The organism is Halalkalibacter alkalisediminis, assembly GCF_028610705.1.
GTDB classification, from domain to species: Bacteria; Bacillota; Bacilli; order Bacillales; family Bacillaceae_D; genus Halalkalibacter; species Halalkalibacter alkalisediminis.
Window position 1 is genome coordinate 290,077 of the sequence record NZ_JAQQWT010000003.1, and the last position, 13,695, is coordinate 303,771.

The 13,695-nt window shown below is 38.2% G+C and carries 15 protein-coding genes; 2 read left to right on the forward strand and 13 right to left on the reverse strand.

The genetic code is table 11. The features are described from left to right. Positions 1-51: 51 nt before the first annotated feature. From PQ474_RS06340 to PQ474_RS06350, 3 genes are read right to left on the reverse strand one after another with little or no spacing between them, the layout of a single operon-like run. Positions 52-1,011 carry an ROK family glucokinase gene (locus tag PQ474_RS06340; RefSeq protein WP_273841193.1) on the reverse strand — a complete coding sequence of 320 codons (960 nt, stop codon included), beginning with the start codon at positions 1,009-1,011 and terminating at the stop codon, positions 52-54. Further along, positions 1,008-1,214, reverse strand: coding sequence for a YqgQ family protein (locus tag PQ474_RS06345; RefSeq protein WP_273841194.1), 207 nt, complete (start codon positions 1,212-1,214; stop codon positions 1,008-1,010). The genes PQ474_RS06340 and PQ474_RS06345 overlap by 4 nt, the downstream gene beginning before the upstream one ends. A gap of 18 nt (positions 1,215-1,232) precedes the next feature. Beyond that, complete coding sequence (locus PQ474_RS06350; RefSeq protein ID WP_273841195.1) at positions 1,233-1,745, reverse strand: hypothetical protein; 513 nt, start codon at positions 1,743-1,745, stop codon at positions 1,233-1,235. 151 nt (positions 1,746-1,896) lie between these two features. Between PQ474_RS06350 and PQ474_RS06355 the strand changes: the two genes are divergently transcribed. Then, on the forward strand, positions 1,897-2,295 hold the full coding sequence (locus tag PQ474_RS06355) for a YueI family protein (RefSeq protein ID WP_273841196.1): 399 nt from the start codon (positions 1,897-1,899) through the stop codon (positions 2,293-2,295). Positions 2,296-2,359: 64 nt separating this feature from the next. Here the strand turns inward: PQ474_RS06355 and PQ474_RS06360 are convergent, their stop codons facing one another. Beyond that, complete coding sequence (locus PQ474_RS06360; protein WP_273841197.1) at positions 2,360-3,823, reverse strand: spore germination protein; 1,464 nt, start codon at positions 3,821-3,823, stop codon at positions 2,360-2,362. A 126-nt stretch (positions 3,824-3,949) separates the two neighbouring features. On the opposite strand from PQ474_RS06360, the gene PQ474_RS06365 reads away from it, so the two are divergent. After that, a complete protein-coding gene (locus PQ474_RS06365) occupies positions 3,950-4,828 on the forward strand; it encodes a hypothetical protein (RefSeq protein ID WP_273841198.1) in 879 nt (292 codons plus the stop codon). Positions 4,829-4,900: 72 nt separating this feature from the next. Here the strand turns inward: PQ474_RS06365 and PQ474_RS06370 are convergent, their stop codons facing one another. The 9 genes from PQ474_RS06370 to PQ474_RS06410 form a co-directional block, all read right to left on the reverse strand. Further along, positions 4,901-6,400, reverse strand: coding sequence for a rhomboid family intramembrane serine protease (locus PQ474_RS06370; RefSeq protein ID WP_273841199.1), 1,500 nt, complete (start codon positions 6,398-6,400; stop codon positions 4,901-4,903). A gap of 119 nt (positions 6,401-6,519) precedes the next feature. Continuing rightward, entirely contained in the window at positions 6,520-6,723 is a 204-nt protein-coding gene (locus tag PQ474_RS06375; protein WP_273841200.1) for a sodium:proton antiporter, read from the reverse strand. Between the two features lie 81 nt (positions 6,724-6,804). Beyond that, positions 6,805-7,752 (reverse strand): L-lactate dehydrogenase, encoded by a 948-nt coding sequence (locus PQ474_RS06380; RefSeq protein WP_273841201.1) that lies wholly within the window; start codon positions 7,750-7,752, stop codon positions 6,805-6,807. Between the two features lie 35 nt (positions 7,753-7,787). Further along, a complete protein-coding gene (locus PQ474_RS06385; RefSeq protein WP_273841202.1) occupies positions 7,788-8,804 on the reverse strand; it encodes a ThiF family adenylyltransferase in 1,017 nt (338 codons plus the stop codon). Between the two features lie 61 nt (positions 8,805-8,865). Continuing rightward, the gene (locus tag PQ474_RS06390) at positions 8,866-9,657 is read right to left on the reverse strand and encodes a DUF92 domain-containing protein (RefSeq protein ID WP_273841203.1); all 792 of its coding nucleotides are present in this window, start codon (positions 9,655-9,657) and stop codon (positions 8,866-8,868) included. Next, complete coding sequence (locus PQ474_RS06395; RefSeq protein WP_273841204.1) at positions 9,654-10,214, reverse strand: 5-formyltetrahydrofolate cyclo-ligase; 561 nt, start codon at positions 10,212-10,214, stop codon at positions 9,654-9,656. The genes PQ474_RS06390 and PQ474_RS06395 overlap by 4 nt, the downstream gene beginning before the upstream one ends. Positions 10,215-10,331: 117 nt before the next feature. Beyond that, the gene (gene rpmG, locus PQ474_RS06400; RefSeq protein ID WP_273841205.1) at positions 10,332-10,481 is read right to left on the reverse strand and encodes a 50S ribosomal protein L33; all 150 of its coding nucleotides are present in this window, start codon (positions 10,479-10,481) and stop codon (positions 10,332-10,334) included. A gap of 144 nt (positions 10,482-10,625) precedes the next feature. Continuing rightward, on the reverse strand, positions 10,626-11,306 hold the full coding sequence (locus PQ474_RS06405; RefSeq protein WP_273841206.1) for a hypothetical protein: 681 nt from the start codon (positions 11,304-11,306) through the stop codon (positions 10,626-10,628). After that, complete coding sequence (locus PQ474_RS06410; RefSeq protein WP_273841207.1) at positions 11,269-13,683, reverse strand: sugar phosphate nucleotidyltransferase; 2,415 nt, start codon at positions 13,681-13,683, stop codon at positions 11,269-11,271. Before PQ474_RS06410 ends, PQ474_RS06405 begins: the two co-directional genes overlap by 38 nt. Between the last annotated feature and the right edge of the window lie 12 nt (positions 13,684-13,695).

Below are 13,695 nucleotides of genomic sequence, written 5' to 3' on the forward strand. Positions count from 1 at the left end.
TCGCTGCTATTTTCATCTTTATTATATGTACCTTAAAAAACTAACGTTACCCTAAACCTGCTTTGCAAGCCAAGCCCCACCGATGACTCCTGCATCATTGCCTAAAGTCGCAATTTTAAATTCGCAACCTTCTGCCACTCGAGCTAGTGCAAATCGTTTGAACTGTTCTTCAAGTGGTCCTAATAAAAGTGAGCCTGCCTTTGAGACTCCACCACCTAAAACAATTTTCTCCGGGTTTAGGGCAATGGCGAGGTTAGCTAGTGCCAGACCTAGGTGGAAACTCACCTCTTCAATTACCTTATTTCCAAGCTTGTCCCCTTTTTCTGCAGCTTCAAAAACATCTTTAGATGAGATCGTAGCACGCTGATCATAAGTTGCTTTTAAGACACTCTCAGGATAATCCGCAAGTTTTTCAACTGCAAGCCTCGCTATGCCTGTAGCAGATGCAATCGTTTCTAGGCAACCGGTTTTTCCGCAGTTACAAGCTGCTCCACCCTCTGGAACTGAAGTATAATGGCCAATTTCTCCAGCCATTCCATTCACTCCGTGTAGGATCTGTCCATTCGTAATAATCCCTCCACCTACACCCGTACCAAGAGTTACACATAGAAGATTTTTCGCACCATCACCGGCACCTGTCCACATCTCACCGAGAGCTGCAATATTGGCATCATTATCTACCGTTACAGTAAGACCTGTCTTTTCCTCAAGTTGTTCTTTTAAAGGAAAATCGACCCAACCAATATTAACCGCTTGATAAATGAAGCCATTTTCCATATTAATAAACCCAGGGGCACCTAGCCCTATTGAAACTAATATGTCCTTTTCTTCGCCTAGTTCCTTGCACTTTTCTTCTATTGCTTGTGCTATATCACTAGTAATGTGCTTTCCCTCATCTATTTTATTCGTTGGTATTTCCCATTTTGTTACAATTTCACCTTTAGCTGTAACAAAGGCCATTTTTATGGTTGTACCCCCAATATCAACACCAACATACCAATTCTTTTTCATGTCTCTCCACCCTTAACTTTGTTTACTTTTTCGTTTCGTAAAATGAGTAACCCTTGCTGAAATTGATAAACATCGATTAATTTCATTTCGTACAGTTCACGCAACTCGTCCTCCATTAGCAAAAGATCAAAAGAACGGTCGCGTGTATAAATAATAGTACCATGCTTTTTTAGCAGTTGCCCTATGTCATACATTGTTTTCATAAGCCCACCTCTGTCTTATTATAACAGCTTCAATACGGATACGAAAAGTAGCCAAATAAGAGGAGTGAAAGCTGAGGAAGAATGGCGCCATAAAGCTTGTCGGATTTGCATTTGCATGTAGATTCCTAAGGCCAGTGCTGCAGTAAATAATACTCCTGCCGCTATCGTAAAAAAGGTTCTAAATTCAAGTAGGCCCCATTCTACACCCATGAAGAAAAACAGTAACGCCAAGACACTAATTAAAATACGATCTTCTGGATGAAAGAATCCCAAAGTGGGATGATACCGGCTAAAGCAAGCAACAATAAATAAAATAGCTAGAATGGACAAGAGGATTTCAACGACTCTAATAGCCAACCAACCAGTTATAAACATTCCCGAGATCATTCCTATATAACATAAAAATAAGAAAAATAAAGAAAATAAGAAAAGGTGAAGCGGCTTAACTGGTTCCCGTGGAGCAGCTAATAGACCACCTATTGTTAGCCCCAATGTGAAGACAAACACTAAAATAATCATGATTAACCACATGATGAAACACCATCCTTTTTAGATGCTTTTTTACGAAACCTACGCTTGAAAAACGTATGAAAGATCACAGCGCTAGTTGCCTGTTATGGTATGATATGTATGTCTTAAGTAAAAAAGAAGGACAAAGTACAGCTTGAGAAGAGGGAAAATAATGACTGAAAAAGTTCAAGATATCATTGACCGTGCAATATACGGTTCTTTAGAAATTAGACCTGAGGAAAGAAATTTATTTTTAACTACTATATTAGAACGAATTCATATTGCATTAACCAAAAAACAAGTTATTCATAAAGGGATGTATTCAGAAGTCTTGGATATTCTGAAGAAAAAATCCAATATACACCTGTATGTGAATGGAGATCTAAATTACAGCAATTATTCCAATTACATTCAAGAAGCAAGCAAACTAGGTGTACGTTTTACCATTGTGACACCTCAGAAAAAGACTCCATTCGGACTTGTTGTAGCAGATGATTCTCGAGCTGTCGATCAGGCAAATATTTTTATTAAAGATGATCTATATGAGCGAGAAATGGAAGAGCAATTGTAAAATGTAAAGAAGGTGACTCATTTGAGTCACCTTCTTTACATTTGATATTGCTCCATCGAGTTTATTATCGATCTGGGTCATTCGGATGTACGACGGTTGGTCTACGTTTTTTAACAGGCATGGAAACACGGAAGAAAACATCACGTAAGGCAGATGCATTAAAAGGAATAAATGGCCACATATAAGGCGTTCCTAAAGCTTTTAAATGTACTAACATTAACAGCCAAACGGTTACCCCTATCATAAATCCAGGTAAACCAAAAATCGCTGTACTAATTAATAAAGCAACTCGAATTAATCGGTTTGCTAGACTCATCTCATAACTTGGAGTTGCAAATGTTCCAACTGCTGCGACAGCTAAGTATAAAACCACTTCAGGTGAAAACAATCCGACGTTGATTGCTACATCACCAATTAATAGAGCTGCGACAAGACCCAGAGCAGTGGCAAGGGCATTAGGAGTATGAATCGCAGCCATCCTCAGCATTTCTATTCCAACCTCAGCAGCTAAAAATTGAATATAAAGGGGTACGGTTCCTTCTTCTTCCGCACCAATAAAATCAAGAGTATGAGGACCTAATTGATCATTGGTTGCTACTAAATACCACATAGGGATTAAAAATAGTGATGCCCATACAGCGATGTACCGAACAAACCTTAATGCAGTTCCGACTAGTGGCTTTTGCCGGTATTCCTCTGCGTGCTGCATATGATGCCAAAATGTTGTCGGCGAAATCATCACACTTGGGGAACCATCGACCATAATGATAACATGCCCCTCTAGTAAGTGAGTAGCTGCAACATCGGGTCTTTCCGTATAGCGCACCATAGGGTAAGGATTATAATTATGGTCAAAGATAAATTCCTCTATCGTCTTATCTCCCATTGGCAACCCATCTGTATCAATTTTAGCGAGTGACTCTTTAATTTTATGAACGATATCTTGATCAGCAATATCTGCGATGTATGTAATTGCCAAGTCTGATTTAGACCGTCGTCCTACTGAAACATATTCGACTTTCATCGTCTTATCACGTATTCGTCTTCTCATCAGTGCAGCATTCATCACGAGTGTTTCGACAAACCCATCCTTTGATCCTCGAATCACCTTTTCAGTATCTGGTTCCTCCGGTCCACGTACTGGATATTCGCGCGTGTCGACTAAAATGACTTTATCTAGACCTTCCACAACTAAAGCTGCTGGCCCTGCAAGAACTTGATCTACTACATTATCTAAGTCATCAGTTGTTTCTATTTCTGCATAAGGGATATGATGTTTAATTAATTTATCTAACGGTCGATCTGCTAGATCTGATGCTTTCATGATACGTAATTCACGTTGAATTTGAGTAATTGCCTGATCTTTCCCGAAACCATCAACTAGAAATAGCGACATTTCGCGGTCAGCATGTTCAAGCTCCAAATGAATTAAATCAAAACTTGTATCTACATCTAATTCTTTCTTTAGAAATTCAACATTTTGTTTGTAGATGATCGTTACTGGGTTTTTTATATCTTTTTTGCTCATCCTTCGTCACCTCCAATTGTTTTACATTATTTGCTTCAGGTTCTAATTCCATGCATCGATCATGCATATTGCCTTTTTGAGTGACATATAAATGGTGCAAATAGTTTGTCCATTGGAGGGACTAGTATGAGTAAATGGAAATTTGCAATCACCTTATTAATTACATCATTTTTCGTTGGACTCTTTCTTGTGATTTCAATCAAACCGGAGCCACTGAGGGACGCTTTAATCTTTTTTCCTATAGATCCAAATGCTACCTTCGAAGAGGCCACATCTCGAATTCAATTCCAGACTATGGAGGACGAAGACGAGTATACTCTTGATTGGACTGTAAAGTCTGTTCTAAATCAGGATGCTTACTTACGACAAGATGTTTCTCTTTTATTTGAAGACGGATATTTAAAAGATACACTGTCTTCTTGGCAGGAGAATACATCAACAATCCAAATGGAGAAAGATGTAAAATCAGATGACAGTGGTCATTATCGAGTTGTGACCTTTCATCATGCTGAATTACATTATCCCAACGATGAGATTAAAAGTGCCCAAAAGTTGAGTTTTGACCAACTTTATGTCATTGACTCTCCTTTAACCCCACTACATGCTTTTCGCATACCGCAAACAGAAGAGGAAAAAGAAAGTAAGCGAATTTTGGATTACATTTTAAAACAACAGCAAGATTATGACTGGGATTCTTTGTTTGAATATTATAATCTTCCACAAGATAACTATCTTCGTATTCCCTTAACAGACTTAGTGCTATACGAAGAAAAACCTATACCTGGTTTAACTCAAGAAAAAACAGCTCAATTTTTAGGAGGGCTATGGGAGGGGTTATATAAAAACTACGTACTAGGAATTACAAAACAAGACGGTACTACCGTCAGTCCTGTAGGTAGTACCGTCCCTGTCATTCTCGTGCCCAAAACTCCTGACCACTTTTTTGTTCTATTTCGAACATCCGATGGAGAACCTGTTCAACTTCTACAAACGCTCCAAAATTAATACACCTATCCGGTGTGGGCAAACTCACACCTTCTTTTCTATGTTAAAATCCCACCTTACTAACAATTGCCTTTATTGAAGTCTCTCTTGTAAGTCGAGATACGCTTGTTCAGGATGAATTTGGACTGCACGTTGGATGGAGGCGCGTGCTTCTTCTAACTGATCAAGCTCCACATAAATAAGGGACAAATTATAATGAGCCTCATGAAAGTCAGGTCTTTTAGCAACCGTCTTAAGCAATAACGTTTTTGCCTCCTCATAGTTCTCAAACTTGGCTTCTGCGTATGCTAACAGAAAAGTCGCTTCAGGAATATCAGCACCTTCATCGACAGCACGTTGCAAAAAGGGATAGGCCTTTTCTATCTCTTCTTCTTGCAAATACTCTTGCCCAATTTGCAGTTCCAACAAAGGAGAACTGACCTTCTTCTCATTTATTTCACCAAACCAATAAAGACCCATTACATAACAAACCGTAATGAATAAAAAGGTAATTTGCCTTACTGAAAAACGAGTTTTGGGTAATTGAACAATAAAACTAGCTAAGAAACCTCCGATTAACCCACCAATATGAGCCCCGTTATCTACCATTGGAAAAGCAAATCCAAAAATTAAATTAATCACGAGAACCACAAGAACATTTTTCCCCATCGTACGGAAAAACAATTTTTTATGAATCGTTCCAAAATAAAGAAGAGCTCCAAAACAACCAAAAATAGCTCCAGATGCACCTGCCGCTACCTGTTCATTAAAAGCAAAACTAGCAACAGATCCGGATAAGCCCGCAATAAAATAAATAAGAAGAAAACGACTGGTTCCAAACATCCTTTCTACTGCTCCACCTAGATAAAAGAGAGCAAGAGAATTCATAAATAGATGCAAAAATCCAATATGCAAAAACATAGCCGTAAATAGTCGCCACCATTCTCCATCAAGAATTAACGGATTGTATTTCGCCCCATATTTAATTAACGTCAAAACCGACGTACTCCTACCATTTTGCTCTAAGACGTAAAACATAAAGGCCACACTCAATAATAATAGATAAGTAGCTATTGGATTGCCATAGAAAAATAATGATTTCTCCCGACTTTCGCGCTGTTTTATAGCTTGTTGAATTTCTTGTTTTAAAGCAAAAATCATGAACTCTAATTCCTCAATCGTATGAGTAGAAGGCGCAGGAGATATTTCCAACTGATTCGATTTAATACGATCGATAATAGAGGAATAAACGGTTGTTCGTTTTTTTCTACTCTCATAAAATGGTTTATTGATCTCTTCCCATTGATCGACAGGTGGATACACACTAATGTATACATTTTCTCCAATCAGCCTGCCTAAACGCAATTGTTTTCGTACTTGATCAAATTTGTTCACAGATTCACCGACGTCTCTTCTCAGCCAACTAGAGAAGTCTATATCTATGCGAACAACCCGAATAAAACGTCTTGGTTTTACATCTTCATCTTCTAGCCATGCCTCTTTATGATTTAATTCATGAACTCGGTATCCTTTTTGAAAAACACAATGATGAATGTATTTCCAAAAGAAGTAATCCTGATGTAGCCATTCCATTTAAACCCTCCTGTTCAAGTTGGGATCTTTATCCATTATATCAAGTTTTCTCTATTCTAGAAGGAAATCCAAACAAAAAGCCTGCCTTCAATCACACCTGAAGACAGACCTTTCGATAGTTACATGTTTTGTTGTGGTCGGTTAAATTGTAAAACGGAACCAAGTACTTTATCGCGAATAAATGGAATTTGCATCGCAAGCATCACTGCAATTTTCCGTAACATCCGACGCCCAAGTACGGCGTTAATTACGCGATAACGATACTTATAAGCAAAGTACATAGAAAACACAAACGATAGAATTGAAATAAGACGTTGGAACATCATCATCCCTCCTACTCTTAATTTGTGTTCAAAGCCTCATTTTTATCCAAGCTTTTCAAATAAAGAAATAAAGATACAAATCTATTTTAATAAATCATGTACAGGTTTTGTTGCTTCCTTTAGCACACTTGCGGAGTGATGAAGCTTGTCGTGCTCCTCATTACTAAGTTTTAGATCAAGAATTTCTCTTACCCCTTGGCGGTTAATAATTGCAGGTACCCCTAAATAAACATCATCAAGTCCGTACTCACCCTGTAACAGGGTCGATATCGTTAACACTGAGTTTTCATTTCGTAAAATCGCCTTAGTTAACCGCACCAACCCCATAGCAATCCCATAATACGTGGCTCCCTTTCTTTCAATGATATGATAAGCTGCATCACGTACGTTGATGAAGATTTCATCTAACTGCTTCATATCAATATTGCTGTAACTTAAAACGGGTTTACCACCAATATCAGCATGACTCCATACAGGCAACTCCGTATCCCCATGTTCTCCCATTATATAAGCATGAACATTCCGTGAGTCTACATTAAAATATTGTCCAATGAGAAAACGAAAACGTGCAGTATCAAGGATCGTTCCTGATCCAATCACTCGGTTCATCGGCAGACCAGAGAATTTCCACGTTGCATAAGACAGAATATCAACCGGATTCGTGGCAATAATAAATATCCCATTAAATCCACTTGACATTACTGCTTCAACAATTCCCTTAAAGATCTTAGCGTTTTTCTCAATTAAATCTAAACGTGTTTCTCCAGGACCTTGATTGGCTCCAGCTGTAATAACCACAAGATCTGCTTCTTTGCAGTCAGCATACGTTCCCGCCCAGATTTTCATTGGCGAACCAAAAGGCATACCATGGTTTAAATCCATCGCATCGCCTTCTGCTTTCTCCTTGTTTAAATCAAGCAAGACCAGTTCATCTACTACTTCTTGATTCAGTAAAGCATACGCATAGCTTGAACCAACAAATCCAGTACCAATGACTATCACTCTAGAGCCCTTATCTTTTTGTTCCATATTTTTAGCCAACTCCCTTCCTGAATATGATGAGTTTACCCACCCATATATTTACTATACAAAGATTTTGCTCTTGTCAGATCCTCTGTACCTTGTACGAGTACTCTTCCATCAGGGAATAACACTAAACGTTCTCCTTCTTTTAACTGAACTCTTAAAAGAAAGGGAGTTACTTGGATTTCAGCGATTCCACCTAGCCTATTTGACCAAACTTTTAAATCAATTTTTTCTTTTCGCTGAATTTGAACTGTTTCTCTTCCACAGAGTGTCGTGATGTGGTCTTCTTCATCCATTAACGCAGGATACTCTTTTTTCTGACACGTTGGGCAATCTGATTTAGGTGTATCCATTTTTAAATCAAACTGATGATTTCTCCAAACATCAAAGCTTTTTAACGTACCTCTAAGTGCCTGATGGTCACCAACTAAGTATTTTAATACTTCAATTACTTGATAAGACGCAACAATGTCAACAACAGGACTAATAACACCGATTGTATCGCAGGTCTGTCCGTTTCCTTCACCATGACTAATAAAGCATCTTAAGCACGGAGTTTGATTTGGAATGAACATTGCTGACATTCCTCTAGCACTAACAGCCCCTCCATAAGCGAAAGGAATACCTTGTTTAAAGCACATATCGTTTAAGAGAAATCGTGTCCTAAAATTATCTGTTCCATCTAAAACAAGATCAATTCCTTTTAATAACTCTGGTAATGTCGCAACTGTAACGTCTGTCACAAACGCTTCTATAGTAACGGAAGAATTGATTGCTTTTAATTTCCGCTCAGCAGCTACTGCCTTCGGTAAACTATCCTCAACATCTTGTTCGTCAAATAACATTTGTCGCTGTAAATTACTCATCTCGACATAATCTCGGTCGACAATACGAACAAGTCCAACACCTGCCCGCACTAAATGATTAGCAAGCACGGTTCCAAGTGCACCAACACCAACAATCAAGACTGACTTTGAGGCCAAATCCTTTTGCCCTTTTTCACCAATAGGTGAAAAACGTATTTGCCTTGAATAACGCTCCAATGACTCCTCCATTTTGATTCCTCCCTAAGAAAGTTAACTAACTAACCAACTAACTAACATTTGCTTAATTACATTAAAAAAGAATTAAGCCAGCAATGATGCCAAGAATTGCACCACCGAAAGTACACACCAGATTAACAACATCATTATTAATCCATGAAACGCCCTTTATTCTAATGGTTGCTACACCACAATGTTTTTTACTCTCAGTCTCAATTTGACAAGAAGAGCAACGATAAAGAACTTGGAAAATAGCCCCAAGTAAACTATCAACAAAATGCCCAACAAACCCTGCAACTGTTAAAGCAAATAGTAGCAGCATTTTACTGTCCATTTCTCCCCACCAAAAATAAATAGACGCAATTGCAATTAGCAAACTACCTGCAAAAGCAGATCCTGAACCAAGTATAGTCATGGCACCAGAAGTTCCTACTTCCACACGTTGTCTTTTCAATAGGTGGAAGGGCTTATTCTTACTAAAAGCACCAAGTTCAGTTGCCCACGTATCTGCATTAGCTGCAGCCAGACATCCGACAAAACCACAAATAAGAATTGGAGACGGAAAGAAAAGATACACACAAGCAAGTATAGCTGCTATCCCACCATTTGCTAACACTTGCGCAGCATCTCTCGTATTGCCTTTCTCTATCACCTCATTCTCTTTTTTTCCACTTAACGTACCCAACCAAGTTGAGCTAACGAAGAAAATTCCTAGTAAAAAAAGACCACACCATTTTAAACCCATTGCAACAAGGGAGCCAACGATCCAAGCAGCAACCGCTCCAGATACAGTAAGCTTCTTTTTAGCGAAAGCGAGAAAGGCTAGACTAAAAACGCCAAGTAAAAGTAGAACTGTCTCCATCATCGATAGAAACCCATTGGACTAATAATATGGTCTATTTTCCAATCATGAATGTCGATCGGTACTTCCTTAACCAATTGACACGTAAATGCTAACGCGATTGTAGGGACTTTAATTTGAGGAAGAAAACGATCATAAAACCCTCCACCATAACCTAATCGATATCCTCTTTTATCAAAGGCTACACCAGGTACGATAACTAGCCCTATTTCTTCTTTACTAATCGTTCTACAAAGCGATTCTTTAGGTTCTTTTACCCGAAATGCACTTTCTTCTAATTTATCAAAACTTGTAAGTTCATAAAACGTCATTGTTTTCGTTTTAAAGTCCGCTCGAGGAACAGCTATTATTTTATTTTGCTTCCAACCCATTTTAATGATCTCATATGTATCTACCTCTTGGTCACGCGGAATTGTTATGGCAATTAATTGAGCCTTTTTCCAACATCGTGAATCAAACAAATGTTGAGCTATTTGTGCCGATTGTTTTATGTACTGTTCGTTTGTTAAGTGCTTTAACTTTTCGACCACTTGTTTACGAATAGATTGCTTTATCTTCAAAACACTCACTACTTCCTTTTTTAATAGCCTTCTACCTAAAACGATCTTACTAGTAGCATACTACTCACACCTAATAAGGTCCAACTACAAAAAAAAAGCAGCGGATAAACCAGCTGCTTACTTTGTTTCGCGGTGTAGCGTATGACGCTTTAATCTTGGGCTGTATTTTTTCAATTCAATACGCTCAGGATTTTCACGTTTATTTTTTGATGTAATATAGTTACGATCTCCTGTTTCAGTGCAAGCAAGAGTTACTTGTACACGCATTTGCTATCCCTCCAAACTATGCTTACTTCATACTTGAATATGATAGCAAATTCTCAGAGAGCAATCAAGTGTTTTTTCTTTACAGTGGTGTTTATTCGTTCCATTTAGACTAATTAACTCTGTTTCTTTCATCTTTCTATTCTTTTACAACGTTCTTTCTGCTGCTCGCTTCAATTGATCATACGCCTTTTGCTTTTTATGTTTCGCATATACATCGCTTTCATAATATCCAGATACTTCCCATATTCGTCCGTAAATTTCTTGCCAAGAATCAAGCTCTACATTGGTAACAATCATACTTTCACGACCGTCGCGACATAAAGGCGCTATAGCCAGTCTCCCCTCTTGCTCGTTCCAAATCTTTTCCTTCTTTCCAACTGCAAGCTGACTATCCTGTTGCCTATTAAATTGAGAAGATACTAACGTTAACTGGCCTTCATTATGCTGCATGATGCTCTGCTCTGAAGGAGCTACAAAAGAAATCCCACTCACACTTTCACCTATAAATTTACAATGAAAAATAAGTTTTATCGTCTTCTTAGTATCAGATTGATTTTTAACAATAACTGTCATGACATTTTCAAGATCCTTTGCAGATCTCTCTTGTAAGACGGTAATTTGTATCTTCCACTTTTTATGATATGCCACTAAGATGGACAAAGTAGATGTATGATCGATTTTTGGAGACAGATCCCATTCATTGCTACTTAACCAAGAGCACTCCCCCTCCATCCAAATGGCAAAACTCTTTATAAACTGAGATCGATAGTGGGACATCATGATCCATTTAGGATGTTTGCTTTTTAATAACATTAATTTGTTCAATGTATTCACCCGCCAATTGTTTTGCATGCTCACCATCTTTCGATTGAGCATAAATTGTAAACAATCCATTTTCTTGATCTGGTATGATAAATGTCCAACTGTCTTCTTGATGTACTTTCATTCCATCAATAAGTTCGACTTCTTTTCCTTTTATAGACTCCATTAGTTTTCTCATAACCAATCCTTTTTGTTCAGTCTTGCATGTTATCTCTTCCTTATAAATGGACTGGATAGGTAACTTTGGCAAAAGTGTTGATAAGGACAAGTCTTTTTCTGTTAAGTACTCTAACAGATGAACGATGGCAAAAGGAGCATCATAATACATCATCTGCACGGTACCTTCAGATTCCATCATTGCTCTAGTTGATGTCTTCGAACGGATTAAGGTCTTCTCGTAACTCGCTGCAATTTCCTCAAGAGCCGATCCACCATAAAGAGGTATAGCTAGTTTTGAACGCAAGCCTTTTTCAAGTTGTAATAATAGAAACAATGTCATCTGTTCTTCTTCTGTGACAAGTTCCCCCAGCTCTGTCATTAAGCTAATAAATTCTCCACTCTCCCCAAGCATGATTGAAAAGTCTATGTTTTGAGAAAGCAGATAGGTTTTCATAGCATCAACATCAATTTGCCTTGGAATTTGATGAACTTCACAACCTAATTTCCTTAACAGTGTAGGCAGGAACTCTAACTCACTTGTCGATTCATTATGAAGCCCAACCTTCCATTTCTTTTCTTGAATTGCAACTTGATTAATCTCACGTAACAATTGTTGATCATATTTCTCTTCTAATGTATTGTCATATTTTAAATCGCCAATGTGATCAAACGCCACTCGACGATAGGCTTGAAATGTTACAATTTGTTCAAGGTCACGTTGAGCCCCTGAGTCAATTGGTAGACCTTCATCATTGAAGAATTCAATAACCATTTGTTTGTCATCATTCCGACCAGATAGTCTAATGTAGATACCACCTTGCACAGCTTCATTTTCAACACTATATCTTAAGATTGGTAACATCGTGCGTCCAAGCTCAACCACATGTACACCAACCCCTTGTAAACTTTGGATCAAAGATAGTTTTAAAAGTTCTGAGAATGAATGTCCATCACTTGCTACCAACACTCGATCTCCTTGATTAAGTAAACTTCCATAGGCCGCCCCTAATTTCGACCCATTCTCAGGCGTTAATTCAACGTTTGCAGTACCTGTCGCTTTATGACCCGTTAGGAGTGACCTGACCCCAACTTCATTCCAGACATAGGCTTGTTCAACTGTGGAGAACTCTTCAATTCTCTTATATGGCCAGACTTTAGCTTCTGGTTGGATAATCGCACCTGACCCTACTGCACTATGATGTCCAATGACTACATCTTCATAGATGGAGGCCTTAGACCCAACTGTAACTCCGTGGCATAAAGTGACACCTCTAAGTTCACTGCTTTCACCAATGTAGTTGCCATTCCAGACCACTGATCTTTTTAAAGAAGCTCCATTAGAGATTGTAGTTCCAGATCCAATAATCGTATGTGGACCAATTACAGCTCCATTCTGAATAATAGTATTTGATCCAATGGCTATAGGAGCCTCTAATTTTACACCTTCTTCAATAATGACATTTTCACCGATCCACATTTTTGGCTCAATTTCTGTACCAACAATATCAGCAACAATATCACCGTTCAAAAGATCACTATGGGCTTGACGATATTGCTTCAAATTTCCAATATCAGACCAGTATCCTGTTGCAGAATACCCGTACATTCCTGCTTGTTCTTCTAATAGACGCGGGAATACATCTTTGCTAAAATCACAAACAGCATCATTTGGGATATAAGAAAAAATACTTGGATCCATAATATATATGCCGGTATTAACCGTATCACTAAATACTTCACTCCAACTCGGCTTCTCAAGAAAACGAACGATTTGATTTTGTTCGTCTGTCATAATAACGCCAAATTCAAGCGGGCACTCCACTTGCTTCATAAAAATAGTCGTAACACTACTATGTTCATTGTGGAAGTCCATTCCTGCCTTTAAATCAAAATCAGTTAAGGCATCTCCACTAACAACTATGAAAGGTTCATCTAGGAAAGATTCAGCTTGTTTTACACTACCAGCTGTACCAAGAGGTGTTGTTTCTTCGAAATATGTTAAATTCACACCGAATCTTGAACCGTCTCCAAAATAATCTCTTATGACATCCGGTAAATATTGAATTGTAACCGCAATATCAGTAATTCCATACTTTTTTAATAGCTCAATGCTATATTGCATAACAGGTTTCTCAATTAATGGAACCATTGGTTTTGGTACATTACAAGTTAATGGGCGTAGTCTCGTTCCTTTTCCTCCAGCCATGATGACACCTTTCATTGCATCAAACCT

Bases quoted from the DNA above. Each gene is read 5' to 3' on its own strand.
- PQ474_RS06390 (WP_273841203.1), bottom strand. From the start codon at position 9,657: ATGATGGAGACAGTTCTACTTTTACTTGGCGTTTTTAGTCTAGCCTTT.
- PQ474_RS06375 (WP_273841200.1), bottom strand. From the start codon at position 6,723: ATGTTCCAACGTCTTATTTCAATTCTATCGTTTGTGTTTTCTATGTAC.
- PQ474_RS06340 (WP_273841193.1), bottom strand. From the start codon at position 1,011: ATGAAAAAGAATTGGTATGTTGGTGTTGATATTGGGGGTACAACCATA.
- PQ474_RS06345 (WP_273841194.1), bottom strand. From the start codon at position 1,214: ATGAAAACAATGTATGACATAGGGCAACTGCTAAAAAAGCATGGTACT.
- PQ474_RS06410 (WP_273841207.1), bottom strand. From the start codon at position 13,683: ATGAAAGGTGTCATCATGGCTGGAGGAAAAGGAACGAGACTACGCCCA.
- PQ474_RS06350 (WP_273841195.1), bottom strand. From the start codon at position 1,745: ATGTGGTTAATCATGATTATTTTAGTGTTTGTCTTCACATTGGGGCTA.
- rpmG (WP_273841205.1), bottom strand. From the start codon at position 10,481: ATGCGTGTACAAGTAACTCTTGCTTGCACTGAAACAGGAGATCGTAAC.
- PQ474_RS06360 (WP_273841197.1), bottom strand. From the start codon at position 3,823: ATGAGCAAAAAAGATATAAAAAACCCAGTAACGATCATCTACAAACAA.
- PQ474_RS06365 (WP_273841198.1), top strand. From the start codon at position 3,950: ATGAGTAAATGGAAATTTGCAATCACCTTATTAATTACATCATTTTTC.
- PQ474_RS06355 (WP_273841196.1), top strand. From the start codon at position 1,897: ATGACTGAAAAAGTTCAAGATATCATTGACCGTGCAATATACGGTTCT.
- PQ474_RS06385 (WP_273841202.1), bottom strand. From the start codon at position 8,804: ATGGAGGAGTCATTGGAGCGTTATTCAAGGCAAATACGTTTTTCACCT.
- PQ474_RS06370 (WP_273841199.1), bottom strand. From the start codon at position 6,400: ATGGAATGGCTACATCAGGATTACTTCTTTTGGAAATACATTCATCAT.
- PQ474_RS06380 (WP_273841201.1), bottom strand. From the start codon at position 7,752: ATGGAACAAAAAGATAAGGGCTCTAGAGTGATAGTCATTGGTACTGGA.